Consider the following 23,235-nt stretch of genomic DNA (forward strand, 5'->3'; position numbering starts at 1 on the left):
GCAGGGCCCGGAAATAAGCCGTTGACCGTTCATGGAATTGCCGCTAAGCTATGAAAAAAGCTTGGGCTCAATAGGGAGGCGGTTGTCATGGCGGTAAAGCGGCTGGGCTGCTTGCATGCGCATCATTCAAATATCCGGTATTTGGAGGAAGGCCTGGATCGCGAGGCTTTTTCCTGCCTGCACTTTGTCGATCCTGGCGCGATCCATTGGTTGACCCGGGCGGCGGCATCCGAAGCGGAGGCGCGGCAGGTACAAACAAAGTTGCACGGCCAGTTGGAATGGATCGCAGGCTGCGGGGTGGACACCATCGTCATCACATGCACCAATTATATCGCTGCACTGTCGCCCTTGGAACAAGCGCTCGAAGCGACGGGCGGCATTCCGATCATCGCGATCGACGAGCCGTGGTTTGACGAGCTGCTGAAGCTCGGGGACGAGGCGGTCGTCGCCTTCACGAACCCGGCCACTGTAAAAGGAACGATGGAGCGGCTGCATGCTCACGCCAAGCTGCAGGGCAGAGCGTTCAAGGCGCAGACGGCGGTGTCCGACCCGGGCTGCTTCGAGCTGCTGCTGCAAGGACAGGAAGCGGCGTATGCGGGGCTGGTTGAAGCGTTTCTGATGGGCCTGATACATCATTCAGCTGCCCCGGTCGCGGCAGCTCAATTGTCGATGACGGATGCGGCCGCACGGGCCGAAGCTTCGTCCGGCGCTCGGGTGCTGTCGCCGATGCAGGCGCTTCGCAACAGGCTGGAGAAGCTGCGGTAGGCGATCCGGTCTTGTCATAGTTATGTAATAAATCCATGGTACATTTTTCTTGCAACACTACATACGACCATAGGCTGTAGGAGGAAATGACCATGAAGATGAACAAGCTCGTATCAGTCGGCATTGCCTGCGCCATGCTGCTTGGCGGGGCGGTCTCCGCAAGCGCTGCGCCGGCTGCCGCGCAGAAGCCGAACCAGACTGCTGCGAAGGAGACCAAGGTTCAGCATAAGCCAACCAAAGCGTCGCAGCAGGCCGAGCAGCTCGCGCAGCTGCAAAAGACGGCATCGGGTCTCGGGATCGCAACCGAGGGCAAAACGGCAAAGGAATTGAAGGCGGCCATCCAGGAGAAGCATAAGGCGCTCGCCGCACAGAAGCGGACCGATACGCTGGCTAAACGGAAAGCCGAGGCGGAGAAGCTGGGCATTTCCACCGAAGGCAAAACCGCCCAAGAGCTCGCCAAGGAGATTCAAGCGAAGAAGCAGGAACAGAAGGCAAGCAAGCAGGCGAAGAAGCAACAGCCAAAAGCGAACAAGCCAACGAAGAAGAGCAGCTAGTCGCAAGCTGCTCTAAACCAAGCCCGCAAAGGTCTGCCCGTCCCATCTCCAAGATGGAAGCGGCGCAGATCTTTTTTCTGTTGCCTAATCGCTTCTATTTGACACCGTCTCCCTCGTTCAGGCATGATGATAGAAACTAGCTGAGAAAGGGGCCGCGCCCATCGTGAAACGGGTACTGCAAGGAGGCGTCCGCTTTTACCGCAAATGGATTTCGCCGTTGAAACCGCCGACCTGCCGGTTTTACCCGACCTGCTCCGCCTACGCGCTGGAAGCGCTGGAGAAGCACGGTGCGGCCCGCGGCTCGTGGCTTACGGTGAAACGGATCTGCAAGTGCCATCCGTTCCATCCCGGGGGAGTGGATCATGTCCCTTGACACGGACGGTTCATTTTCGATATATTTGGCTTAATAGTCCTATGAACGGATAAGTACTTTGCCGGAAGCCGCACAGAGAGCCGGAGACGCTGAGAACCGGTCGGCCGATGCGAAGGAAGATGGTCCGGGAGGATATGAGGGCGAGCCATGCTCACGGTCGAATCCGGCCACAGGCGGTAAGCTGTCATCGTAGCTCCGGCGTTAACGGATGGTCAGCGATTGACCGTTAAGCCTCGAACGGCGCTTTGGTTTGCCATGCGTCCGAACGGGGGAAGTTGGGTGGTACCGCGTGAGTTCGAAGCTCTCGTCCCATAGGGATGAGTGCTTTTTTGCATTTTCAATTCATTAGGAGGTCATTGGAACATGTCTGAAACCAACAAAAGCTTTTATATCACGACGCCGATTTATTACCCGAGCGACAAGCTGCACATCGGCCACGCGTATTCGACGGTGGCGGGCGACGTCATGGCCCGGTACAAGCGGCTGCGCGGGTACAACGTCATGTACTTGACGGGCACCGACGAGCACGGGCAGAAGATCGAGCGCAAGGCGCAGGAGGCGGGCAAGACGCCGCAGCAGTTTGTGGACGACATCGTCGCCGGAATCAAGGACCTGTGGAAAAAGCTCGACATCTCGTACGACGATTTCATCCGTACGACCGACGCGCGTCACAAGCAGGCCGTTGAGAAAATTTTCACGAAGCTGATGGAACAGGACGATATTTACCTCGGCCATTACGAAGGCTGGTACTGTACGCCTTGCGAGTCGTTTTTCCTCGAAAACAAGCTGGTCGACGGCAAATGTCCGGACTGTGGACGGCCGGTGGAATGGGTGAAGGAAGAAAGCTACTTTTTCCGGCTCAGCAAATATGCCGACCGGCTGGTTGAGCATTACGAGAAGCACCCGGAGTTCATTCATCCGGAATCCCGCCGCAACGAGATGATCAACAACTTCATCAAGCCCGGTCTGGAGGATTTGGCCGTCTCCCGGACGACGTTCGACTGGGGCATCCGCGTACCGGGCAATCCGAAGCACGTGATCTACGTCTGGATCGACGCGCTGTCGAACTATATTACGGCCCTCGGCTACGGCAGCGAGGATGACAGCCACTACCAAACGTACTGGCCGGCGGACGTGCACCTGATGAGCAAGGAGATCGTGCGCTTCCATACGATCATCTGGCCGGCGATGCTGATGGCGCTCGGTCTGCCGCTGCCGAAGAAGGTCATCGGCCACGGCTGGCTGCTGATGAAGGACGGCAAAATGTCCAAATCCAAAGGCAACGTCGTAGACCCGGTCACCTTGATCGACCGTTACGGCCTTGATGCGCTCCGCTATTATCTGATGCGGGAAGTGCCGTTCGGCTCTGACGGCACATTTACGCCGGAAAGCTTCGTAGAGCGGATTAACTTCGATCTGGCGAACGACCTCGGCAATCTGCTCAGCCGGACCGTGGCGATGATCGATAAATATTTTGGGGGCGAGGTACAGCCGTACGTTGCCGGAGCGACCGAATTCGACGCTGCGGTACTAGAGACGGCCGAAGCGACAGTCGCCAAAGTCGAGGAAGCAATGGAGAAAATGGAGTTTTCCGTAGCGCTCTCCGCGATCTGGCAGCTAGTCAGCCGCACGAACAAATACATCGACGAGACGCAGCCGTGGAATCTTGCTAAAGACGAGACGAAGCAGGAGACGCTCGGGTCCGTGCTGTACGTGCTGGCTGAATCGCTGCGCATCTCGTCCGTGCTGCTCCAGCCGTTCATGCCCGAAACGCCGCGCCGCATGTGGCAGCAGCTTGGCATCGAAGCCGGTCCGCTCACCGTATGGGACACGGTGCATGCCTTCGGAACGCTGCCTGCCGGCACGCGCGTGGCGAAGGGCGAAGCGATGTTCCCGCGCTTGGAGGCGGACAAGGAGATCGCGTTCATCGCCGAATCGATGAGTGGCGGAACGGCTCCTGCGGCGGAATCCGAAGAACCAAAGGCTGCGGACGCGAAAACGGAAACGGCTGCCGTACCGGCGCCGGAGCCTTCGCCTGAAATCTCGATCGACGATTTCTTCAAGGTCGACCTGCGAGTGGCCGAGGTGATTGCCGCCGAGCCGGTGAAGAACGCCGACAAGCTGCTGAAGCTGCAGCTTGATCTCGGCTACGAGCAGCGCCAAGTTGTCTCCGGCATCGCCAAATACTACACGCCGGAGCAAATGGTCGGCCGCAAAGTCATCTGCGTCACGAACCTGAAGCCGGTCAAGCTGCGCGGCGAATTGTCGCAGGGCATGATTTTGGCCGCATCGCAAGGGGACCGGTTGACTCTCGCGACAGTTTCCGATTCAATTCCGAACGGATCTGTGGTAAAATAAGGGTTGTTCACGTGAACAATCGATAGATACCATGGTGGGAGGCTTCTTGTATGCAGAAGAACGACGGAATGAATTACGCGCCGCAGGGGAAACCGAATCCGGTCGTGAAGCCGGGCGAATTCGCTTTTGCCGCGATAGGGCTGGATCACGGCCATATTTTCGGGATGTGCAACGGCCTGATGGAAGCGGGAGCCGATTTGGTTGCCGTCTACGACCCGGACCCGGTGAAAGTCGAAGCGTTCGTTAAGCGGTACCCGCAAGCCAAGGCCGCGGCTTCGGAGGAAGAGATCCTGCACGATCCGAGCATTCAACTCGTAGCGGCAGCGGCCGTTCCTTCGGAGCGCGGAGCGCTTGGGGTTCGTGTCATGAGCGCGGGAAAAGACTACTTTACCGACAAGACGCCATTCACCGCGTTATCGCAGCTTGAAGCCGCCCGTGCGAAAGTGAAGGAAACGGGCCGGAAGTACATGGTCTATTACAGCGAACGGCTGCATGTGGAAAGTGCCGTGTTCGCCGGAGAATTGATTCAGAAGGGCGCCATCGGCCGCGTCGTGCACGTGATGGGCTGGGGTCCGCACCGGTTGAACGCGCCGACCCGTCCGCAGTGGTTTTTCGAGCGGGAGAAGTACGGCGGCATCCTGTGCGACATTGGCAGCCATCAGATCGAGCAGTTCTTGTTCTACACCGGCGCGAAGGACGCCACCGTCGTCAGCAGCCGGGTAGCCAACTATAACAACAAGCCGTACCCGGAGCTGGAAGACTTCGGAGACGCCACGCTGACTGGCGATAACGGCGCGACCTTCTATTTCCGCGTCGACTGGCTGACGCCGGACGGCCTGGGTACCTGGGGCGACGGCCGGACGCTCATCGTCGGCACGGACGGGTACATCGAGCTGCGCAAATATATCGATATCGCCCGGGATAAGCAGGGCGACCACGTGTACCTGGTGAACAAGGAAGGCGAGCGGCATTTCTCCGTTCACGGCGAAGTCGGCTATCCGTTCTTCGGGCAGTTGATCCTCGACTGCATCCACCGGACGGAAACCGCGATGACGCAGGAGCATGCCTTCAAAGCGGCCGAACTATGCTTGAAAGCCCAGCAGCAAGCGGTTCGTGTCGAGTAGCTTATAACCGTATAGATCGAAATACCCCTTTGCCAACATGAGGCGCAAAGGGGTATTTTTGGCTTTATCGTAATTTCTACATTTACCGTTGACAAGCGAATGGGCGGGGCGTATAATCGTCGTTGTTAATGAAAAAAATTACGATTTACGTCTCGGAGGGTATCATCTCATGAAGCGAACATTCATCAAACGGGCCGTCCTTCCCGTCATCCTGGTTTTGCTGCTATCCACATTGCTGTCCGCTTGCGGGGGACGTTCGCAGCCTGCGCTTGTGAACGGCAAGATCAATATCGTAGCCAGCTTTTATCCGTTATATGATTTTGCCTCCAAAATCGGCGGAGATCACGTCAATGTCGTGAATCTGGTGCCGGCCGGCGTCGAGCCCCACGATTGGTCGCCGAAAGGCCGCGACATTCAGAATTTGACTAAATCGGATCTGTTCGTCTATTTGGGCGCCGGCTTCGAAGGTTGGGTGCAGGATACGCTCGACAGCTTGAAGAAGGACAGTAAGACTGTTGTGGTCGAAGCCAGCCGCGGCATCGAGCTGCTTCCCGGCACGGGAGAGGAACACGGGGATGGCCACGACGCGAAGAAAGAAGAAGGCAAAGACGCGCCCGGCCACGATCATGGCAATACGGACCCGCACGTATGGCTGAGCCCGGCCAATGCCAAGCAGTTGGCCGTCAATATCAAAGATGCGCTGATCCAAGTCGACGGAGTACACAAAGCGGATTACGAAGCGAACTTCAAGAAGCTCGCCGACCGGCTCGACCAGTTGGACGGCAAGTACAAGAGCGAGCTTGCCAAGGTGTCCAAGAAGGACATTGTCGTGACGCATCAATCGTTCGCGTATTTGGCCAAAGCCTACGGACTGAACCAGAAAGCGATTATGGGGCTTGCCCCGGATGCCGAACCGACATCCAAGGATATGAAAAATATTTTGCAATTCATTAAAGACAACCAAGTCAAATATATATTCTTTGAGGAACTCGTGTCCGACAAATTGGCCAAGACGCTTGCGAAGGACGCCGGAGTCGAAACGCTTGTCCTCAGCCCGATCGAAGGGTTGACCGAAGAGCAGGCGAAGAAGGGTGACGATTATGTGTCCCTGATGGAAAACAATTTGAATAATTTAATAAAAGCATTACAATAGAAGGGAGACCTTCTGTATAAGGAGCTTTGCCATGCAAACGAATGCTCGCTTTGGATGTCATCAACAGATCGTCACGATCGATGACATCTTTTTTTCTTATGAAAATAAACCCGTGATCAGCGGCTTGAATTTCTCGATCCTGGAGCGCGATTTCGTCGGATTGGTCGGTTCCAACGGCGCCGGCAAAACGACGCTGCTAAAGATGATCGTCGGGCTGCTGAAGCCGGTCCGCGGCGAAATCCGTCTGTTCGGTCAGCCGATCGACCAATTTCGCGACTGGGAGCGCGTCGGGTACGTACCGCAGAAAAATGCGCTGAATCCGCTGTTTCCGGCTACGGTCCGCGAAGTCGTGACCTCCGGACTGTTCGGCAAAAAGAATATGTTCCGCCGGCTGAGCAAGCAGGAGCGCAGCAAAGCGGACGACGCACTCTACGCGATGCGTATCGAAGACTTGGCGGACCGGCGGATCGGCCAATTGTCCGGTGGCCAGCAGCAGCGGGTATTCCTTGCCCGGGCGTTAATTAACAATCCGGAGCTGCTTATTCTGGACGAGCCTACGGTCGGTATCGACGCCGAGACGCAGGCTGGCTTTTTCCGCATGATCCGGCACATGCATCAGCATCATCACATCACGTTTATCATGGTAACGCATGATATGGATATGATACAATCGTATCTCGGGGAGGACTCGGTGCAGAAGAGCGGCGGCCTATCGTTCTATGTCAAGCATACGCACGAGCCGGAAAATTGCCGCGAAACCGATCTGACTCACTCGATGCAGCAGCTTAGAGAGACGATTGAAGTTTAACCCTGACCGTACAACGACGGCAGGATGCAGCGGGCAGATAGGAGAGAACTGGTTTTGGACATCTTTACCGAATACTTTTTTCAGCGGGCGTTGATCGGCGGCTTGCTCATCGGCTTGACCGCTCCGCTTATGGGCGTATTTCTGGTGCTGCGCCGCTTGTCGATGATCGGAGATACGCTTGCGCACGTATCGATCGCGGGGGTCGCGCTCGGATTTTTGATCAACGTATACCCGCTGGGCGTCGGGCTGTTGTTCGCCTTGCTGGCCTCGTTCGGCATCGAGCGGCTGCGCAAAGCGTACAAGACCTACGCCGAACTATCGATTGCGATTATTATGTCGGGCGGCGTTGCGCTTGCCACCTTGCTGTTTACAATCGGCAAAGGCTTCAACATCAACGTCATGAGCTACTTCTTCGGCAGCATTTACACGCTGGACAGTACCGACCTTTGGGTCGTCGGCGGCGTTGCGGCTATTGTCGTGGCGTTCGTGCTCATCAATTACAAAGAAATGTTTCTGCTCTTCTTCGACGAAGACGCGGCCGGCGTGAGCGGCCTGCCGCTGCGCTTCTATAATATTATGATCACGATGCTGACGGCGCTGGTTATCAGCGTCTCGATCAAAATCGTCGGGGCGCTGCTCGTTTCCTCGCTGCTGACGATTCCGGTTGCCTGCAGCCTGCTCGTCGCCCGAAGCTTCAAGCATTCGATCTTCTGGTCGATTTTGTTCTCCGAGCTTGCGGTCATTGCCGGACTTGTCTCCGCAGGCATATGGGACTTGGCGCCGGGAGCGACGGTTGTGCTGCTGTTGATCGCGATACTTGTCGGCATTTTAACGGTAAAACGGGGACTTCGTTTGTAAGAACAAAGAGGTAAAAGGATGGTGAACGGTAGCCGTGGAGCTTAACATTTGGATCGCGCTGTGGGCAGGCTTCGTTTCTTTCATATCGCCCTGCTGCTTGCCGCTGTATCCTTCGTATTTGTCCTACATAACCGGCGTTTCCGTCGGGAAACTCAAGGACGAGCAGAGTGCCAAAGAAGTCCGGTTCAAGCTGATTACCCATACGCTTAGCTTCATTCTTGGTTTTTCCATTATTTTCTACACGTTGGGACTCGGGGCGAACGTCATCGCCAACGCATTCCTGGATTACCGCGATTTGCTGCGGCAAATTTCGGCGATCATGATCTTTGTGATGGGATTGTTCCTGCTCGGCATTTTTCAACCGCAATGGCTCATGCGCGAGCGCAAGCTGCAGATCAAGTCGAAGCCGGCCGGTTACCTCGGCTCGCTGCTGATTGGCATCGGCTTCGCCGCAGGATGGTCGCCCTGCATCGGCCCGATTCTGTCCGCAATGCTGATGCTGGCGGCAACCGAACCGAATTCCTGGCTACCGCTCATTTCCGCTTATTCGCTTGGCTTCGCGATCCCGTTCTTCATCCTTGCGTTCTTCATCGGATCGACCAAATGGATCTTGAAGTATTCCGCGGCCATGATGAAAGTAGGTGGAGGCGTGATGCTTGTCGTAGCCGTATTGCTGTATACGGATCAAATGACCCGCATTACGATCTGGCTGCAGGGCATTACGCCTTCCTGGATCGGTTGACGCTTAGCTTAGGTGAAATAATCGATCTTCGCCTTCGGAAAATGGGTGAAAATGCGTTCGCTGATGAATTCGCGCAGCGCCGTGGCTTGCTCGTCGGGGTAGACGTACTTGCCCTGGCCCCATCGGCCCCATTTATATTTCCGCTTGGCTTCGTCCATTTCCAGCTTCGTCTTCGGATAGCGCTGGTGGATAATCGTTTTGGCTGTTTTCGTAAAGCGGTGTTGAATCAATTCGAATGTCAAATCAGAGGTCGCTTCCGAAGGAAGGGCCTCTTTCAATTTGTGCAGCAGCTCCCCGTAGCCTTCCTCCCAGCCTTCATGCCAGATGATGGGAGCGATGATGAAACCGAGCGGATAGCCTGCCTTGGCTACTTTGCCTGCCGCCTCGATACGCTCGTAGAAGCTGGAGGTCGCGGGTTCGAAGTGTTTGATGACATAATCGGCATTGACGCTGAACCGGAACCGGGTATGGCCGTTATGCTTGGCATCCAGCAGCGGTTCCACGTGGTGAAATTTCGTGACGAAACGAAGCCTGCCCATCGGTTCCCGCCCCATAAATTCGATGTATTCCTTCAGTGAACCCGAGATATGCTCAAGGCCTACAGGGTCGGACGTACAGGCTGCCTCGAAACGGGTAATTTCCGGCGCTCTTTCTTCAATATACTGCTTGGCCTGCTTCAGAATATCGTCGGTATTGACATAGACCCGGATATAAGGCTTCGCTCCGAGCGTCGTCTGCAGATAGCAGTAATGGCAGTGCGCCATACAACCAGTCGCTATCGGGATCGCATACTCGGCCGACGGCTTGGACGTGTCGAATTTGAGCGTTTTGCGGATTCCGACGACCAGCGTCCGTTTGGCGATCCGGTATTTCTCCAAGTCGCTCTCGCCCGGAAGGTTCGTAATCCGGTTATGGGAGGTCGTCATGCGGATCGGAAGTCCTTCCTTCAGCGCCCATTCATGGATTCGCTTGCCTTTGGGGTAGTCCAAGGCGTCGGGCTCAAAATAGACGAGCTCCGGGACAAACACCTGCGTCTGGCGGATAGGGGGTGCGAGCAGCTCCGTGGCCATGTGCGAGATCCCTCCTGGTGGTACGAATCGTATCCGACTTGCTTACGCAATGCGGCTGTGATATAGTTAAAAACGCTTATAACGGCCTTAGGATGCTTCATTCACTCGGTGCGCACACATGGGAATTTGCTGCGCTGCACATGAAGTTTTTGACCTTCACAGCAAAGTCTTGCTTTGCATAAATCAATCAGTGTATCATCAAATTACCGAGATTCGTCTATGGAACACGGGAGGAACGCGGAATGGCTACGCCCAGTATGGAAGATTATTTGGAACGAATTTATAAATTAATCGATGAGAAAGGGTACGCGCGCGTTTCCGATATTGCCGAAGGACTTGAGGTCCATCCGTCTTCGGTGACGAAAATGATTCAGAAGCTCGACAAAGACAACTACTTAATTTACGAAAAATACCGCGGTCTTGTGCTGACGTCGAAAGGGCAAAAGGTCGGCAAACGGCTGGTAGACCGCCATCATCTGCTGGAAGAGTTCTTGACGATGATCGGCGTAGCGGAAGAAAATATTTACAAGGACGTCGAGGGCATCGAGCATCACTTGAGCTGGGATTCTATCACATGCATCGAGACGTTGGTTGAATATTTCAAGCGCGACACTACCCGCAGCGAAGAGCTGCTGGGTCTTAAGAAAGAGCTGGAAGAATCGTAAGTCTCCGAGAATCGGAGGCTTTTTTCTTTTCCAGGCATAGGGACAATTCGTCGCCTCATACATACTCTTGGAGAGACTTTGCGGAAAGAGGGGATGCGGGGTGAGAATCAATGCGGTGTTTGAAGGCGGCGGCGTGAAAGGAATCGCGCTCGCGGGAGCCGTGTCGGCGGTGGAGCAGCTCGGACATTCGTTTCATCAGGTGGCGGGGACGTCCTCCGGGGCCATCGTCGCCTCGTTGGTTGCAGCGGGATACCGTGCGGACGAGCTGAAGGAGATTATCGAGGCGACGCCTTTTCGCGCGTTCCTGCAGCGCTCCAGGATCTTCGATACGAAGCTGGTCGGACCGTTGGCCCGTTTGTTTATCAAGAAAGGCTTGTATTCCGGAGAAGCGCTGGAGCTTTGGATCCATAAGCTGCTGCTGGCCAAGGGCATCCGCACGTTCGGCGATCTGAAGCCGAATCAGCTTCGCATTATCGCTTCCGACATCTCCAGCCGCAAATTGCTCGTCCTGCCGGACGACATCGCCCATTACGGCATCGATCCCCGCCGGTTCATGATCGCGAAAGCCGTTCGGATGAGCACGTCGATTCCTTACTTCTTCGATCCGGTGGTCATACGTAAATCGTTAGAGCACCGTCTCCCCGGAGAAAAATTCATCGACCAGTTCGTGTACATCGTGGACGGTGGACTGCTGAGCAACTTTCCGCTGTGGATTTTCGATTCGACGGAAGCTCCGCCGATCGATCAGATGATCCCGACCATCGGCTTCCAAATGGTGGGCCGCGGCACAGGGCAGCCGAACGCCATTCACGGTCCTCTCAGCATGATGCGGGCCTTGTTCTCGACCATGCTGGAGGCGCACGACGACCGTTATATCCAAGAGACGAACCGGTTCCGTACAGTAAAAATTCCAACGCTCGGCGTCAGCATCACTGATTTCGACATACCGGCCGAGCAGAGCCTGAAGCTGTTCGAATCCGGACAGCGGGCGACGCATGCCTTTTTCTCGCAATGGAAGATGACCGAGTACAAGCACAACTATTTGACCCACGTCTGCCGGGTGCCGAATCGCTTTTCCAAGAAGGCTTGAAAAAACAAAAGCGGCGAGCGCTCTTGAGAGAGGCTGCCGCTTTGAAGGGATGACTAAAATCAATGGTATTTGGGCGGTTCGTCCGAGCTGTCCTTGTTGCCTTGAATGACGCGGAACGTGGCATTGCGCCGCTTTCCTTTTTGAAACCGGGAGGAGGACGGCCGTTTAGGTTGTCTCCAGCGGTTCGGCGGGAACTTGTACAGGAAGAAAATCACGCCGAATACGAGAATCGGGATAATAAAGGTGCCAGGATTGGAGAGAACACTGGCCAGTATCCCGATGGCGATCAAGCCGAAAATCACGTAAGCGACCGTGCTGTTGCGGTTTCTCATGCAGGACCCCTCCTTGTCTTTATGTTAAATTTGCCGGTCGAGCTCCCGCATCCGGTTGAAGGAGGCGATGGATACTTCCACTTGGGAATCGTCCGGTTCTTTGGTCGTAAGCAATTGCAGCCACAGGCCGGGATAGCCGAGGAAACGAAGCACCGGAATGTCCCGCAGGCTGTTGGTGAACCGCAAAACTTCGTAGGATACGCCGATCACAAGCGGAAGCAGCACGATCCGTTGAATGATCCGCTCCAGGAACGAATCGTATTGAAAGAACGAGTAAATGACGACGCCGACGAGGACCGTAAAGACGATGAAGCTGCTGCCGCACCGGTAATGCAGCGTGCTGAATTTTTGCACGTTCTGGACGGTCAGCTCCAGGCCCGCCTCGTAAGCGCTAATGACTTTATGTTCGGCTCCGTGGTATTGAAATAAACGTTTGATCATCGGCGTAAGCGAAATAAAATAAATATACCCGACAAGCAAAATGATCTTGATCAAGCCTTCGAGCAGGTTATGCCCAATCTGGTTCTGGAATAACCCCCCGAACAGCATCTGCTCGATGGTCGGCGGAACAAGCGTGAACACGAACTTGCCGAACAAAAAGGACAAAATCCCGACGACCGCCACACCGAGAATCATGGAAATTCTGCCGGTCAGCGATTCCTTCTTCTCTTCCTTAACCACACCTTCTTCCTCGGCAAACACCTCCGCCGAAAAATTCAAGTGCTGTGCCCCTTTGGCGCTCGCTTCCACAATACCGACAATTCCCCGGATCAACGGGATTTTCTTCAACGTCTGGACCCAGCCGATTTCTTTTCTGGGAACCTCAAGATAATGGATAGTATTATCTTTTCGGCGCACCGCCGTAACGTTCACCTTCTGGCCGGCAAACATGACGCCTTCAATCACGGCTTGGCCGCCATAAACGGCATTTGGTTGATTCTTTTCCGACAATACAATACACCTTCTTCTACTATGAATAAATAACGATGAATGATGCCATATCTGTATTTTAGCGAATCCGCAGTCATATTGCCACTTGTTTATCGGTGGAACTTTTGCACATACTAGTGGATATCTGAAATCGAGGAGGGATTTGGGCATGAATCGCCGAAGCGATAGGAAGCCTCGTACGAATCGATGGAATTTCGCGGTATATATCGGTTTTTTCGCCGGGTTGATCTGGGGCGGGGTTCAAATGCTCGCCAACTATTTTCATTTTACTTCGCTATCTCCGGGATTTTTGCTCGAGCCCTATTACAAGCATTCATACCTGATGACATGGCGGGGATATTTGCTGGGGTGGCTGGCATTTATCGCCCTGTCCGTCGTTGCCGCTTTATTGTATACGATGTTATTCGCCAAAGCGTTCGGCCCGTGGTACGGAATCGGATACGGTGTCGCCTGGTGGGCGTTCTTGTTCCTGCTGGTCGGGCCGGTCAACGGGATGATGGATTGGATCGCCTATCTGGATCTGAACACGGTGATAACTCAAGCGTGCCTGTTCGTGGTGTGGGGATTGTTTATCGGTTATTCGATCACCTTCGAATTTACGGACGAGCGGGAGCGAGAGCCGTTTGCCGACGGCCGGGACGAACCGGAACTAACATGATTTCTCGTGGCTTGCAGATGGTCCCCACTTCTGCGTGCGTTGGTGTGCAATTCGTATCGCCTAAACATTGGTAAAACCGCTTTATTTGGCCGCCTAAGCCCGCAAAAAAAAGTTCTCAAACCGGGGAAGGTTATGGTAAAATGGCTAAGTGTGTGCGGATTTATCAGGTTGGGAGGTTTCACGGATGAGGCACATTTTGTTGTTGAACGGGCCGAATTTGAACATGCTTGGCGTCCGGGAGCCTGGCGTCTACGGGAGCTTGTCGCTTCAGACGATAACGGACAGGCTTACCAAGCTGGCGGAGGAGCTCGGCGTCGAATTGGAGTGCTATCAGTCGAATCACGAGGGTGATCTAATCGACCGCATTCATGCCGCTTATGGGCAGAAAGCCGGGATTTTGTTCAATCCGGGAGCGTTCACGCATTACAGCTATGCGATCCGCGATGCCATCAGCGCTGTAGGCATCCCGACGGTTGAAGTACATATTTCGAACATTCATAAAAGGGAAGCTTTCCGCCACGTATCAGTAATCGCCCCGGTAGCCGTGGGCCAAATCGCGGGTTTCGGCGCGAACAGCTACGAGCTGGGCTTGCGTGCGCTAGTCCAGTATATTGATAGCGCGGAGGGATAGCAAATGCAGCAACAACGAATCGGGCGGCTGCGCAGCCTTTTGGAACAAAAAGGATTGCCGGCGCTGCTCATAACGAATGCGACGAACCGGAAATATATGACGGGCTTCACCGGATCTGCAGGCTACGTGCTCATTACGGCCGATCGGGCCGTCCTGCTGACCGACTTTCGTTACGTGACACAAGCATCGGAGCAAGCGGCCGGTTACGAGATCGTCGAACACGGACCCAAGGTCGTGGAATCGATTCACGATCTGCTTCGCAAATGGGGCATTGCCAAGCTTGGCTTCGAGCAAACCGACCTCAGCTACGGCACCTACAGCAACTATGCCGAAGCGCTCGGCGGGATCGAATTCGTACCGACCGGCGGGCTGGTCGAATTGCTCCGCATGATCAAGGACGACGGGGAGATCGCCGTCATGCAGCAGGCGGCCGATCTGGCGGACCGTGCGTTTGTCCACGTTCTCGGGCTGCTGAAGTCCGGGGTCAAAGAGCTGGACATTTCACTCGAAATCGAAATGTTCGTGCGCAAGCATGGCGCTACTTCGACTTCGTTCGAGACGATCGTCGCTTCCGGCGAGCGTTCTGCGCTGCCGCACGGCAAAGCCAGCGACAAGATCATCGGGACTGGCGAATTTGTAACGCTCGATTTCGGAGCCTATTACAAAAGCTATTGTTCCGACATTACCCGTACCGTCATCGTCGGCACACCGACGGATAAGCACCGCGACATTTACAAGATCGTTCTCGAAGCGCAAATGGAAGCGCTCGAGCGCATCAAGCCGGGAATGACCGGCAAGGAAGCGGATGCCGTCGCACGCGATACGATCAAGCGTTACGGCTACGGCGATCATTTCGGCCACGGTACCGGTCACGGGCTCGGGATGGAAGTTCACGAAGCACCGCGGCTGTCGGTGCAGGGCGATGTTGTACTGGCTCCAGGCATGGTGGTTACCGTGGAACCCGGCATTTATTTGCCAGGCTTCGGCGGCGTCCGGATCGAGGACGATATCGTCATCACGGAAACAGGCAATCGGAGGTTAACACAATCCAGCAAAGACTTGATTGTGATACCATAACTTTATGCAACTTGGTAGCGGCATAAACCAAGGCGAAGGCAAGGATAGGTCCGTCCGGATGATCTGGAGACCGATTCTTTCAAGGCTTGAGGCACTGTCGTCTGCTCACATTTTAGGGAGGTTTTTGTAGTGATTTCAGTTAACGATTTTAAAACAGGCTTAACCATTGAAGTAGAGGGTGATTTGTTCACCGTTGTCGATTTCCAGCACGTTAAACCGGGTAAAGGCGCTGCCTTCGTCCGCTCCAAGCTGAAAAACCTGCGCAACGGCAACACCGTCGAGCGCACGTTCCGCGCCGGTGAGAACGTGAGCCGCGCTCACATCGAAAACCGTCAAATGCAGTACCTGTATGCTAGCGGCAAAGAGCATACGTTCATGGATACGGAATCGTTCGACCAAATCAACTTGGAAGATAAGCAAATCAAGTGGGAACTGAACTTCCTCAAAGAAAACATGAACATCAACATCATGAGCTACCAAGGCGAGATCCTCGGGATCAACATGCCGAACAGCGTTGAGCTGAAAGTCATCGAAACCGAGCCGGGCATCAAAGGCAACACGGCGCAAGGCGCTACCAAGAACGCGAAAGTCGAAACCGGCTTGAACGTTCAAGTGCCGCTCTTCATCAACGAAGGCGACGTGCTCTTGATCGACACCCGCGAGGGCCAATACATCTCCCGCGCTTAATTGAGCGGTCGAAAATCCTTACCTTTCTTCGGAGAGGTAAGGATTTTTTTTGTTTTAGCTGTATTACATGTAAAAAATGGTACAATAGCGAATAGGGAGAATTTAGAATCTTAGGAGATCGCACAATGAAGCTTATCGGAAGCATGACGGAACAATATTACAGGGAACAATTGATCAAATTCAATAGTTCTTTATTTCACGATCATTCTATGAAAAGATTGCTAGGAATTATACAGCAGGCTTTTCCTGGGATGAAGACCGCTTATATTCTTGGGATTACGCCCGATCAAGGTGAGGATATTTATACCATTCTGATAAATAATGATTTTATTGCCTACATTGAATTGGACCGCTATCACCTTGAAACAGAACCGATGATTGAAACGAAGCCGATAAAAGCTTATAAGCGCGGTCTTAGTAGGATCGGGCAGATTCAGTTAGCCGTCGCAATGGATTTGGCGGAGAAGAATCTAAACGAATGATCTTGTACTAATATTTGAGTATAGTGGATGATGAACTTATGAATAAAGAATTTTACTTTAAAAATCTAGAGGAAATTGTATCGGACATAATTGTTATCGGAAATTCAGAACAGGATTTGACTGAAGAGACGACAAATAATATGTGGCGAATTTCATTAGACTTGAAATTGGCAAAAACTATAGAGGTTGATGATTATAGAGAATTTTTTCTTAAAGTAATCCAGAACAGACAAGAGCAAGTTATTCATCTCAAAATCATGGAATGATATTTTATTTATGGTTTGATCCGTTGGCTTGCCAGTTAAGGTTTAATTTAATATCGGCTCTAAATGAGCGTCTACCATTTCAATGTAATCTTGAATTTGTTGAAAACATGGATGAAATAATAATAAATTTTTTAAATTCCCCTTTTCATAACGGTTTTCCGCTTCAAGGTTATCAAGAAAATATAGAGGAAAAACCATATGTATTAAAGATCTACAAAAAAGTACTAAATAAAGAATAGTGTTAGCATGGTAATGAAGAGCAATGGAATAGAGTATACGATCTTGAAATGCGAACCCTGTTTCTGGCTGCCGAGGGACTCGCAGCTATTTGTTTTACATATAGATAAGGTTAAATCCGACGGTTCACCCGCCGGACAAGATTCTACTTAAAGAAACTCCGTCTTTTAGGCCTTGTTTATACATGATAGTTTCAGTGAGCCCTTGCAGGATATTGGATTTGCATTCATATTCGTACAGCAGCATTTTGGAATCATCGGGAAATTGATTGTAAATATCTTTAAACAGCTTAATGCATCGATCGAGATATAAAGAAACAGGAATTAATGAAAAGGACAGGGATTTCATCTGCGACCATGGCGAAATTGAACACCAACGAGTATGTATCATTAGAGGTAATCGATAAAATTTGTGCAGCGTTGAATTGTCAGCCCGGAGAGTTGTTGGAATATACAGGGGAAGAAGCAAAGAAGTAGGAAGGATTTTTTGGAGGAGGTTAGTCGGAAGATGAATGAAGACATTTTGCGATATCCAATCGGCCAGTTTAACTCAGTGCCGACTACTTCAGATGAGGAACGCAAGAATTACACGAAAGAAATAGGGGATACCGTCCCTTCTCTGCGGAAGATTGTGGGAGACTTCAATAAGGATCAACTTCAGACCCCGTACCGTTCCGGTGGTTGGACGGTGCAGCAGGTTATTCATCACATGGCTGATAACGATATCAACGCTTACCTTAGATTAAAGAGAGCTTTGACCGAAGAAGAGCCTATGGCCAGTTCTTATCGCCCGAATTTATGGGCTGAGCTTAGCGATTATAAGGATACTCCGATAGAAATTTCCCTGGTGCTTTTAGAGGCGCTTCATCATCGGTTAATCCATGTAATTCATGGTCTGAAACCAGCCGATTTTGATAGAAGATTCAATACCGAGGTCCTTGGCTGGATCACCGTGGATGTCGCGATTCAAAGATTTATTTGGCATAATAACCATCACACTTCCCACATTCAATCTTTAGCACAACGAATGAACTGGTAAATATTCGGTCTTTCGTAAACGGAATAGGGAAGCGAAATACTACACCGAGGATGATTCTTATGCAGGATGTTCAATTTATCGAAAATCAGATACAATTTCAAAAGTACCCATTTCAAGCGTCCAGCATTTATCTGAATGGCAGTGTCACTTCGGAAGATATTTCAGAAATTTTGATCACCCGATGTCCTCCCGAAGTTAGATTGAAAAGCGATGAAGTCCTTTTTGTCTCGGCCGTACACAAAGGGAGCCTGGAAATGTTTGCAAAAAGCAATAAGATTCCTATCGTATCGAGGATGGATACTTGGAGCTTCATCTGTGAGGAGTTTCTGGATACGGAGTTTTCAGACAAGTATAAAGAAAAAGTGGATCGGCTCTTAGAAAATGAAGGGCTGGATCGAAACTTTGTCAACGAAACGAGACAATTTTTATACACACCTATGATGGCCTACAACTCGATTATGTGGGATTGGGCTCATTTGGGGTTATATGACGTCTTGATGGCCATAAGCGGTCAATTTCCGTATGGGGAAAAGGTTAAGTTTACAGATGAGGCCTTTCATGATTTTTATTGGAAAGCGATGAAATTGGTCATGCGCGAGAGGAATAGGTAAGAAAGTTGTCGGTACATAAATCAGATCCTAGAAAGGAACGCAGCATATGTCTAACCATAAATCGCATCGAGCGGGGCCAGCTTATCTCGAAGGAGTTACCATAGCTGAAAAACCGGAAAATTGGATGGAGCAAGAATGGACAGGTAAATTGCAGACAAAAGAAGGTCGTACCCAGTTTCGTATTTATTATTACGGAGAGCTGATGGATGATCTGATTGCAGTGACTGATTTCGCTCCTCAACTGATTGTTGCTGAGGATCCGGTTGACGGTGAACGTTACCTTCTGTTCGACGGTTGCAAACACGGCTATAACGCCATGCTGTGCGATACCTATACGACCGAGCAGCAAAACAACCGAACACCCTTATTGCCCTATCTGGGCAAGGATGGCGAGGATACCTTTGAGATTTACATCACGGCCTTTTATAATGTCGATTGGGACGAAGAATTTGCGGATGATGTGGACGAAGACGGCCAGCTTGAATTGATTAGCGGCGAACGTGTCGATTTTGACGAGGCGAAGCGTAACGGATATGATGCGCTGGGGATAGATATCGTAAATAACAAGGGAGTTAAAATCGAAATTGTGCAGGAAGAGCTTGCTTGAATGCATTAAGATATGAAAAACTAAGGTTAGCATGCGAGCCCAATTTTTTGACGAAATTGGGCCCTTTCCATTTATTTTCCAAGCTGACGACTAATCTTCCTGCAACTGCAATGCGCTGCTCAAGATTTCAAATGACCCGCATAAAGCGGTCAAATTTTCTTCCAACACTTCTGCTGCCGTTTTATTGACTTCCCGGGCACATTCTTCCGCATCCTCTTTAACCACCGCGATTTCATGATCAATATACATAATCGGGGGCTCCGCATCCGACTTCCGGTAGTCGAACACAAGCCAATTGCCGCTGCTTACACTCCAAGCGAATGGAATGATTGTATAAGGTTCCGGGACCAATTCGTTCACCGCCTCGATACTATCCATGTAGGAAGAGTTCGGTCGGATGAAGCGAATCGACCACTCCGTGTACCCGTTAAAATCCTCTAGTCGGTACTCTTTCAGCCAGCCGTTATCGCTGTTTTCGAGGTCCTGAAGCAGTTGTTTATAGTTCGCGGGAAATACGATTCCCAATTTCGATTCGATTTCTTCGATCGACAAGGACTCCTGCGCTGATTCCGTCATCGGATTGTTTCCTCCCGTTTTCCATGTTCAATTGTTATTATACTCTAGAAGCCTGTAAGAAAATAAGGACTTTCATCGGTAAAAAGTGTGCTAGAATGGGGGAAGAATAGATTATTCGAGGTAAACTATGAAAATAATTTTTTTGGATATTGATGGGGTATTGGTTACATCAAGACATATGGTGCAGAGTAAGAAATATTTCGGACATGAGTTTGATCCGGAATGCGTCAGGAATTTACAAGAGATACTCGAAATAACCAAAGCTAAGATTGTAATCAGCTCGTCTTGGAGAGAAGGCAGGACCTTGAAGCAATTACAATCTATTTTTGAAATCAATGGAATAAAGAATGTGGTTGGAATGACGCCAATTATCGAAGGGGCAATACGGGGAAAAGAAATTAAAGAGTATTTAAACCATATTTTGAATATTGGTTTGGAAGTCGGCAGGTTTGTGATTATTGACGATGAAGAAGAGATGGGAGAGTTAGACGATCACCTGGTGGAAACAAGTTTTGAGACCGGGATAACCAAGACTCTAGCGGATAAGGCCATTCATTTTTTAGTTTAATGGGAAAGTTAGTTGTTTTAAGGGCAGCTCGTGAAAGTCGTATCAAGCAGACAGTGTTTCAAGACAGGACTATAGGTGAACAAGTTTTTGAATAAAATTAGTTAAGGAAACATAATCGATGAATTCTATTTTTGAAGAATTAAAAATCGAAGTAGCCAACTTCTTAAATTGGTCTAAATCGTTTGAGCATGATGGAAATGAGTGGGAGATAGCATATCCATACTGGTTTAGAATATATACATTAATTGGTGAAATATTAAGTGGCTACGAATTTTTTGAACTGACTTCTGAAGTAAAGGGAAATATTTTTTATTTACTTGCAAGAGATAACGAAATGGAGGAAATAGCTGCTCTGTTATCTCAATATCCGGATTACATAATTTCATTTGCCAAAGAGGGATTAGATTATCACGATTATGAGGCAAGATGGCAATTAGCCCATTATATATGGAAATACGGTCAAACTTACCCTGAGGTTGAAGGAATATTAATTAGGTACTATAAGGATCTGGATGAATATGTTAGAAGGAGGGCGCTTTTGGCATTAGGTTATATGAAATCAATTTATGCAGAACAGCTTGCTTTAGAATCGTGGAATACAGGGTTAGAGTATCAACGAATAGCTGCTCTATATGTGCTTGATGAGGTAAATTCTACAAAGATAGATGATATATTAAAAGAAGGTGAAGAGGATCGTTATGAAACAATAAGAAGCAATGTAAAAACTATTAAAGAACGGCGTCGGATACTCTAATCAGGAGGTGGTGGTTCGAGGTAGCGCGATTCAGACAAACAACTCTGCGTTACCTAACCGAATCGTGGAAAATTGGCTTTAAAGCAGTGGGAGAGACGGGATTTAGTCAATATGGATTGGATATTGTAGCCGCTGGGGTTTCTGCGTTTAATTATAATTACTGTAAAGAGTCTGAGGTTATTGACTGACGATAAAACAGAGGATGAGGTACAACGGAACTATATTAAATGCATGTTACCAAATCTGAAGAAGAATAAAGGAAGTAAAAAAGGCAATTTTGCTAAGGGCTCAACGATTAGGGGTAAAGATCGAGAAGTTATTAAAGAAAATAGATCAAAGATATTACGAGGTTTAAGTATAAACTTTTTTTAAGGATGATAAACATTGAGCGCTTGGAGAAAAAAAGCGTTAGAGTTATTTTATGATATAAGATTTACCTTTCTACACGGAGACGAGAATATATATTCCTTAATATTTCAACTGAGAAGAAGGGTTATTCAATCGCATAAAAATAATGATATTGAAGATCTTGACAAAATTTATAGCTACGCGGAATGGTGTTTTAATCAAGAAAGACGGAGTTATTATATATGGAATGCAATTTGTGTAGGATTTTATGAACATCTGGTTGAAGAGGAAGCTACTCGAAAAGCCATACCATATAGAGTTAAACCATATATTTTTGAACAAGTAAAACCACTATTTAAATGGATATTAAATAAAAACGAAGAAGTTTATAAGGAACTTATAGAACAATATAACAAGATTAACAACACTGATTTTGAATGCTAAATCTGAGAAATTGGGGTTTTTAAAATGAAAATTAGAACGGTAGCGCTGTGCTTAATTCGAAGAGACGATCAGATTTTAGTCGAGGAAATAGTTGACGAAGTTTTAAAGAAGAGATTGTATAGACCCATCGGTGGTACTGTGGAATATGGAGAAAACAGCAAACAAACGGTGATTCGAGAAGTAATGGAGGAGATTGGCGCGGAAATAGAAGAACCGAAACTAAGCTTTGTGATCGAAAATATTTTTGAGTATTTAGAGGAAACCGGCCATGAAATTGATTTTATATATGAAGCAGTATTAAGAGACAAGAATTTATACAATCAAGAGCATATAAGCGGAATGGAAGGAGAGTCTAAATATAAAGCAGTTTGGAAACCTATTACGGGATTTTTGAATAACCGAGATGAGAAGCTTGTACCGGATGGACTGCTAGAACTATTATTAAACCAAGACAAGGAGAGCATCAGTAATATTAAACATAGAAGCACTACATGAGAAAGTAGTTTCACACTTCTGCTTCCTGTGGAAAGCCAGTATGACAGAGGTATTTCGTGAAAATAAAACCGTTGTGAAGCAAGTTAGAGGAGGGACTTAAGTTGGGCAAAGCCATAAACTCTAGGACGATAAATAGCTTAATTCATTTAGATGATGAGTTAAGGAAGGAATATAACTTGCCTCTTGGGTATTATGTAGGCATTGATATTTGCAGAGAAGAAGGATCAAAATACCACTGTACGCCGGATGATGCCATTGTTTTTGCTTTCACTGGAATGGGCGGAGACCATTTTGCGTTTGATACGAAGAACGGACGCATTGAAGACTTGGACGCGGCTCCAATATTATTTATTCAACCGATGATTTTTGACAATCCTGTAAAGCTGGTTGCACATCATATTCGAGATCTTTTTTCTATCTTTCTTACCCTTAAAGAGCTTTATATTTTGGAGAGGTTCGATAGGTATCAGAAAGAGGCTGATATGTTAGAAGATATCGAGAAATGTTATAAAGCAAGACAGCAAGAGATTAATTTCATTTCGGAACGGTTACAAAAGCGGTTAAACATTGCACCAATTCCAAATGTGTTTAAGTACATAACTGAAATAAATGGCGAGAGCAATTTATGACAAGTAAGCGACATCTAAAGTATATTTACCATGACGCCGTGGTTACCGCATTACAACTTCCAGACGATAGCACCGTTTATTTTCATATAAATCTAAGTACCCTTTTTTACAAGGAAACAAATAATAAAGTTATTTTGGAATTGCATCAGATTTTAAATTACGAGGATTTCTTGGAGTTCTTAGGTATTGATGGTTCCCAAAGACTGGATAAATTTTTGCGAATAGATGGAATTATGTTTGCAACGAATACGATCCATGGGAATCTGTTAATTACAATAGATATA

At 49.6% G+C, this 23,235-nt stretch carries 30 protein-coding genes; 26 read left to right on the forward strand and 4 right to left on the reverse strand.

Features of this window, described 5'->3' with window-relative positions; translation table 11 throughout:
• Positions 1-87 precede the first annotated feature (87 nt).
• From ET33_RS11940 to ET33_RS11980, 9 genes are all read left to right on the forward strand, one after another.
• Complete coding sequence (locus tag ET33_RS11940) at positions 88-765, forward strand: hypothetical protein (RefSeq protein WP_036681124.1); 678 nt, start codon at positions 88-90, stop codon at positions 763-765.
• Positions 766-857: 92 nt separating this feature from the next.
• Entirely contained in the window at positions 858-1,319 is a 462-nt protein-coding gene (locus tag ET33_RS36350; protein ID WP_051775271.1) for a hypothetical protein, read from the forward strand.
• Between the two features lie 163 nt (positions 1,320-1,482).
• Positions 1,483-1,692 carry a membrane protein insertion efficiency factor YidD gene (yidD, locus tag ET33_RS11950; RefSeq protein WP_025847146.1) on the forward strand — a complete coding sequence of 70 codons (210 nt, stop codon included), beginning with the start codon at positions 1,483-1,485 and terminating at the stop codon, positions 1,690-1,692.
• Positions 1,693-2,055: 363 nt separating this feature from the next.
• On the forward strand, positions 2,056-4,050 hold the full coding sequence (gene metG, locus ET33_RS11955; RefSeq protein ID WP_036681127.1) for a methionine--tRNA ligase: 1,995 nt from the start codon (positions 2,056-2,058) through the stop codon (positions 4,048-4,050).
• A gap of 50 nt (positions 4,051-4,100) precedes the next feature.
• Positions 4,101-5,174, forward strand: coding sequence for a Gfo/Idh/MocA family protein (locus ET33_RS11960; protein WP_036681130.1), 1,074 nt, complete (start codon positions 4,101-4,103; stop codon positions 5,172-5,174).
• Positions 5,175-5,343: 169 nt separating this feature from the next.
• Positions 5,344-6,327, forward strand: coding sequence for a metal ABC transporter substrate-binding protein (locus ET33_RS11965; RefSeq protein ID WP_036681133.1), 984 nt, complete (start codon positions 5,344-5,346; stop codon positions 6,325-6,327).
• A gap of 31 nt (positions 6,328-6,358) precedes the next feature.
• The gene (locus tag ET33_RS11970) at positions 6,359-7,135 is read left to right on the forward strand and encodes a metal ABC transporter ATP-binding protein (protein ID WP_010497530.1); all 777 of its coding nucleotides are present in this window, start codon (positions 6,359-6,361) and stop codon (positions 7,133-7,135) included.
• A gap of 54 nt (positions 7,136-7,189) precedes the next feature.
• Positions 7,190-7,993: a metal ABC transporter permease gene (locus tag ET33_RS11975; RefSeq protein WP_036681136.1), complete on the forward strand. Its 804-nt coding sequence runs from the start codon at positions 7,190-7,192 to the stop codon at positions 7,991-7,993.
• Between the two features lie 34 nt (positions 7,994-8,027).
• The gene (locus ET33_RS11980; RefSeq protein WP_036681139.1) at positions 8,028-8,735 is read left to right on the forward strand and encodes a cytochrome c biogenesis CcdA family protein; all 708 of its coding nucleotides are present in this window, start codon (positions 8,028-8,030) and stop codon (positions 8,733-8,735) included.
• Positions 8,736-8,743: 8 nt separating this feature from the next.
• Here the strand turns inward: ET33_RS11980 and splB are convergent, their stop codons facing one another.
• Complete coding sequence (splB, locus tag ET33_RS11985) at positions 8,744-9,805, reverse strand: spore photoproduct lyase (protein WP_036681142.1); 1,062 nt, start codon at positions 9,803-9,805, stop codon at positions 8,744-8,746.
• 242 nt (positions 9,806-10,047) lie between these two features.
• Between splB and mntR the strand changes: the two genes are divergently transcribed.
• Positions 10,048-10,470: a transcriptional regulator MntR gene (mntR, locus tag ET33_RS11990; protein WP_036681146.1), complete on the forward strand. Its 423-nt coding sequence runs from the start codon at positions 10,048-10,050 to the stop codon at positions 10,468-10,470.
• 100 nt (positions 10,471-10,570) lie between these two features.
• Positions 10,571-11,560, forward strand: a complete 990-nt coding sequence (locus tag ET33_RS11995) for a patatin-like phospholipase family protein (RefSeq protein WP_036681149.1) — start codon at positions 10,571-10,573, stop codon at positions 11,558-11,560.
• A gap of 59 nt (positions 11,561-11,619) precedes the next feature.
• Here the strand turns inward: ET33_RS11995 and ET33_RS12000 are convergent, their stop codons facing one another.
• Positions 11,620-11,892, reverse strand: a complete 273-nt coding sequence (locus tag ET33_RS12000) for a hypothetical protein (RefSeq protein WP_036681152.1) — start codon at positions 11,890-11,892, stop codon at positions 11,620-11,622.
• A gap of 24 nt (positions 11,893-11,916) precedes the next feature.
• Complete coding sequence (locus tag ET33_RS12005; RefSeq protein WP_036681154.1) at positions 11,917-12,843, reverse strand: DUF1385 domain-containing protein; 927 nt, start codon at positions 12,841-12,843, stop codon at positions 11,917-11,919.
• 148 nt (positions 12,844-12,991) lie between these two features.
• On the opposite strand from ET33_RS12005, the gene ET33_RS12010 reads away from it, so the two are divergent.
• The 10 genes from ET33_RS12010 (at position 12,992) to ET33_RS12050 (ending at position 19,137) form a co-directional block, all read left to right on the forward strand.
• Positions 12,992-13,501 carry a YqhR family membrane protein gene (locus ET33_RS12010; RefSeq protein ID WP_036681157.1) on the forward strand — a complete coding sequence of 170 codons (510 nt, stop codon included), beginning with the start codon at positions 12,992-12,994 and terminating at the stop codon, positions 13,499-13,501.
• 184 nt (positions 13,502-13,685) lie between these two features.
• Positions 13,686-14,132 (forward strand): type II 3-dehydroquinate dehydratase, encoded by a 447-nt coding sequence (gene aroQ, locus ET33_RS12015; RefSeq protein WP_036681159.1) that lies wholly within the window; start codon positions 13,686-13,688, stop codon positions 14,130-14,132.
• 3 nt (positions 14,133-14,135) lie between these two features.
• Entirely contained in the window at positions 14,136-15,209 is a 1,074-nt protein-coding gene (locus tag ET33_RS12020; RefSeq protein ID WP_036681161.1) for a M24 family metallopeptidase, read from the forward strand.
• A gap of 129 nt (positions 15,210-15,338) precedes the next feature.
• Positions 15,339-15,896 carry an elongation factor P gene (gene efp / locus ET33_RS12025; protein ID WP_036681163.1) on the forward strand — a complete coding sequence of 186 codons (558 nt, stop codon included), beginning with the start codon at positions 15,339-15,341 and terminating at the stop codon, positions 15,894-15,896.
• Between the two features lie 125 nt (positions 15,897-16,021).
• Complete coding sequence (locus tag ET33_RS12030; RefSeq protein ID WP_036681166.1) at positions 16,022-16,378, forward strand: hypothetical protein; 357 nt, start codon at positions 16,022-16,024, stop codon at positions 16,376-16,378.
• 38 nt (positions 16,379-16,416) lie between these two features.
• The gene (locus ET33_RS36355; RefSeq protein WP_051775272.1) at positions 16,417-16,644 is read left to right on the forward strand and encodes a hypothetical protein; all 228 of its coding nucleotides are present in this window, start codon (positions 16,417-16,419) and stop codon (positions 16,642-16,644) included.
• A gap of 533 nt (positions 16,645-17,177) precedes the next feature.
• A complete protein-coding gene (locus tag ET33_RS37010; RefSeq protein WP_063761637.1) occupies positions 17,178-17,357 on the forward strand; it encodes a helix-turn-helix domain-containing protein in 180 nt (59 codons plus the stop codon).
• Positions 17,358-17,388: 31 nt separating this feature from the next.
• Complete coding sequence (locus ET33_RS12040; RefSeq protein ID WP_036681168.1) at positions 17,389-17,919, forward strand: YfiT family bacillithiol transferase; 531 nt, start codon at positions 17,389-17,391, stop codon at positions 17,917-17,919.
• A 59-nt stretch (positions 17,920-17,978) separates the two neighbouring features.
• A complete protein-coding gene (locus ET33_RS12045; protein WP_036681170.1) occupies positions 17,979-18,530 on the forward strand; it encodes a hypothetical protein in 552 nt (183 codons plus the stop codon).
• Between the two features lie 46 nt (positions 18,531-18,576).
• Complete coding sequence (locus ET33_RS12050; RefSeq protein ID WP_036681172.1) at positions 18,577-19,137, forward strand: hypothetical protein; 561 nt, start codon at positions 18,577-18,579, stop codon at positions 19,135-19,137.
• Positions 19,138-19,227: 90 nt separating this feature from the next.
• Here ET33_RS12050 and ET33_RS12055 read toward each other — a convergent pair whose 3' ends face one another.
• Positions 19,228-19,713 carry an SMI1/KNR4 family protein gene (locus ET33_RS12055; RefSeq protein WP_036681175.1) on the reverse strand — a complete coding sequence of 162 codons (486 nt, stop codon included), beginning with the start codon at positions 19,711-19,713 and terminating at the stop codon, positions 19,228-19,230.
• Between the two features lie 127 nt (positions 19,714-19,840).
• Between ET33_RS12055 and ET33_RS12060 the strand changes: the two genes are divergently transcribed.
• The 5 genes from ET33_RS12060 to ET33_RS12080 all read left to right on the forward strand — a co-directional run bounded on the left by ET33_RS12060 (position 19,841) and on the right by ET33_RS12080 (position 22,951).
• The gene (locus tag ET33_RS12060; RefSeq protein ID WP_036681178.1) at positions 19,841-20,281 is read left to right on the forward strand and encodes an HAD domain-containing protein; all 441 of its coding nucleotides are present in this window, start codon (positions 19,841-19,843) and stop codon (positions 20,279-20,281) included.
• 118 nt (positions 20,282-20,399) lie between these two features.
• Positions 20,400-21,035, forward strand: a complete 636-nt coding sequence (locus tag ET33_RS12065; protein WP_036681180.1) for a HEAT repeat domain-containing protein — start codon at positions 20,400-20,402, stop codon at positions 21,033-21,035.
• A 384-nt stretch (positions 21,036-21,419) separates the two neighbouring features.
• Positions 21,420-21,827: a DUF7674 family protein gene (locus ET33_RS12070; protein WP_036681181.1), complete on the forward strand. Its 408-nt coding sequence runs from the start codon at positions 21,420-21,422 to the stop codon at positions 21,825-21,827.
• Positions 21,828-21,851: 24 nt separating this feature from the next.
• A complete protein-coding gene (locus ET33_RS12075) occupies positions 21,852-22,322 on the forward strand; it encodes an NUDIX hydrolase (RefSeq protein ID WP_036681183.1) in 471 nt (156 codons plus the stop codon).
• A gap of 101 nt (positions 22,323-22,423) precedes the next feature.
• On the forward strand, positions 22,424-22,951 hold the full coding sequence (locus ET33_RS12080; protein ID WP_036681185.1) for a hypothetical protein: 528 nt from the start codon (positions 22,424-22,426) through the stop codon (positions 22,949-22,951).
• Positions 22,952-23,235: the final 284 nt, after the last annotated feature.

It is taken from the genome of Paenibacillus tyrphae (assembly GCF_000722545.1).
GTDB lineage: Bacteria > Bacillota > Bacilli > Paenibacillales > NBRC-103111 > Paenibacillus_G > Paenibacillus_G tyrfis.

Bases quoted from the DNA above. Each gene is read 5' to 3' on its own strand.
- ET33_RS11940 (WP_036681124.1), top strand. From the start codon at position 88: ATGGCGGTAAAGCGGCTGGGCTGCTTGCATGCGCATCATTCAAATATC.
- ET33_RS36350 (WP_051775271.1), top strand. From the start codon at position 858: ATGAAGATGAACAAGCTCGTATCAGTCGGCATTGCCTGCGCCATGCTG.
- metG (WP_036681127.1), top strand. From the start codon at position 2,056: ATGTCTGAAACCAACAAAAGCTTTTATATCACGACGCCGATTTATTAC.
- ET33_RS11960 (WP_036681130.1), top strand. From the start codon at position 4,101: ATGCAGAAGAACGACGGAATGAATTACGCGCCGCAGGGGAAACCGAAT.
- ET33_RS11965 (WP_036681133.1), top strand. From the start codon at position 5,344: ATGAAGCGAACATTCATCAAACGGGCCGTCCTTCCCGTCATCCTGGTT.
- ET33_RS11970 (WP_010497530.1), top strand. From the start codon at position 6,359: ATGCAAACGAATGCTCGCTTTGGATGTCATCAACAGATCGTCACGATC.
- splB (WP_036681142.1), bottom strand. From the start codon at position 9,805: ATGGCCACGGAGCTGCTCGCACCCCCTATCCGCCAGACGCAGGTGTTT.
- mntR (WP_036681146.1), top strand. From the start codon at position 10,048: ATGGCTACGCCCAGTATGGAAGATTATTTGGAACGAATTTATAAATTA.
- ET33_RS12000 (WP_036681152.1), bottom strand. From the start codon at position 11,892: ATGAGAAACCGCAACAGCACGGTCGCTTACGTGATTTTCGGCTTGATC.
- ET33_RS12010 (WP_036681157.1), top strand. From the start codon at position 12,992: ATGAATCGCCGAAGCGATAGGAAGCCTCGTACGAATCGATGGAATTTC.
- aroQ (WP_036681159.1), top strand. From the start codon at position 13,686: ATGAGGCACATTTTGTTGTTGAACGGGCCGAATTTGAACATGCTTGGC.
- ET33_RS12020 (WP_036681161.1), top strand. From the start codon at position 14,136: ATGCAGCAACAACGAATCGGGCGGCTGCGCAGCCTTTTGGAACAAAAA.
- ET33_RS12030 (WP_036681166.1), top strand. From the start codon at position 16,022: ATGAAGCTTATCGGAAGCATGACGGAACAATATTACAGGGAACAATTG.
- ET33_RS36355 (WP_051775272.1), top strand. From the start codon at position 16,417: ATGAATAAAGAATTTTACTTTAAAAATCTAGAGGAAATTGTATCGGAC.
- ET33_RS12040 (WP_036681168.1), top strand. From the start codon at position 17,389: ATGAATGAAGACATTTTGCGATATCCAATCGGCCAGTTTAACTCAGTG.
- ET33_RS12045 (WP_036681170.1), top strand. From the start codon at position 17,979: ATGCAGGATGTTCAATTTATCGAAAATCAGATACAATTTCAAAAGTAC.
- ET33_RS12050 (WP_036681172.1), top strand. From the start codon at position 18,577: ATGTCTAACCATAAATCGCATCGAGCGGGGCCAGCTTATCTCGAAGGA.
- ET33_RS12055 (WP_036681175.1), bottom strand. From the start codon at position 19,713: ATGACGGAATCAGCGCAGGAGTCCTTGTCGATCGAAGAAATCGAATCG.
- ET33_RS12060 (WP_036681178.1), top strand. From the start codon at position 19,841: ATGAAAATAATTTTTTTGGATATTGATGGGGTATTGGTTACATCAAGA.
- ET33_RS12065 (WP_036681180.1), top strand. From the start codon at position 20,400: ATGAATTCTATTTTTGAAGAATTAAAAATCGAAGTAGCCAACTTCTTA.
- ET33_RS12075 (WP_036681183.1), top strand. From the start codon at position 21,852: ATGAAAATTAGAACGGTAGCGCTGTGCTTAATTCGAAGAGACGATCAG.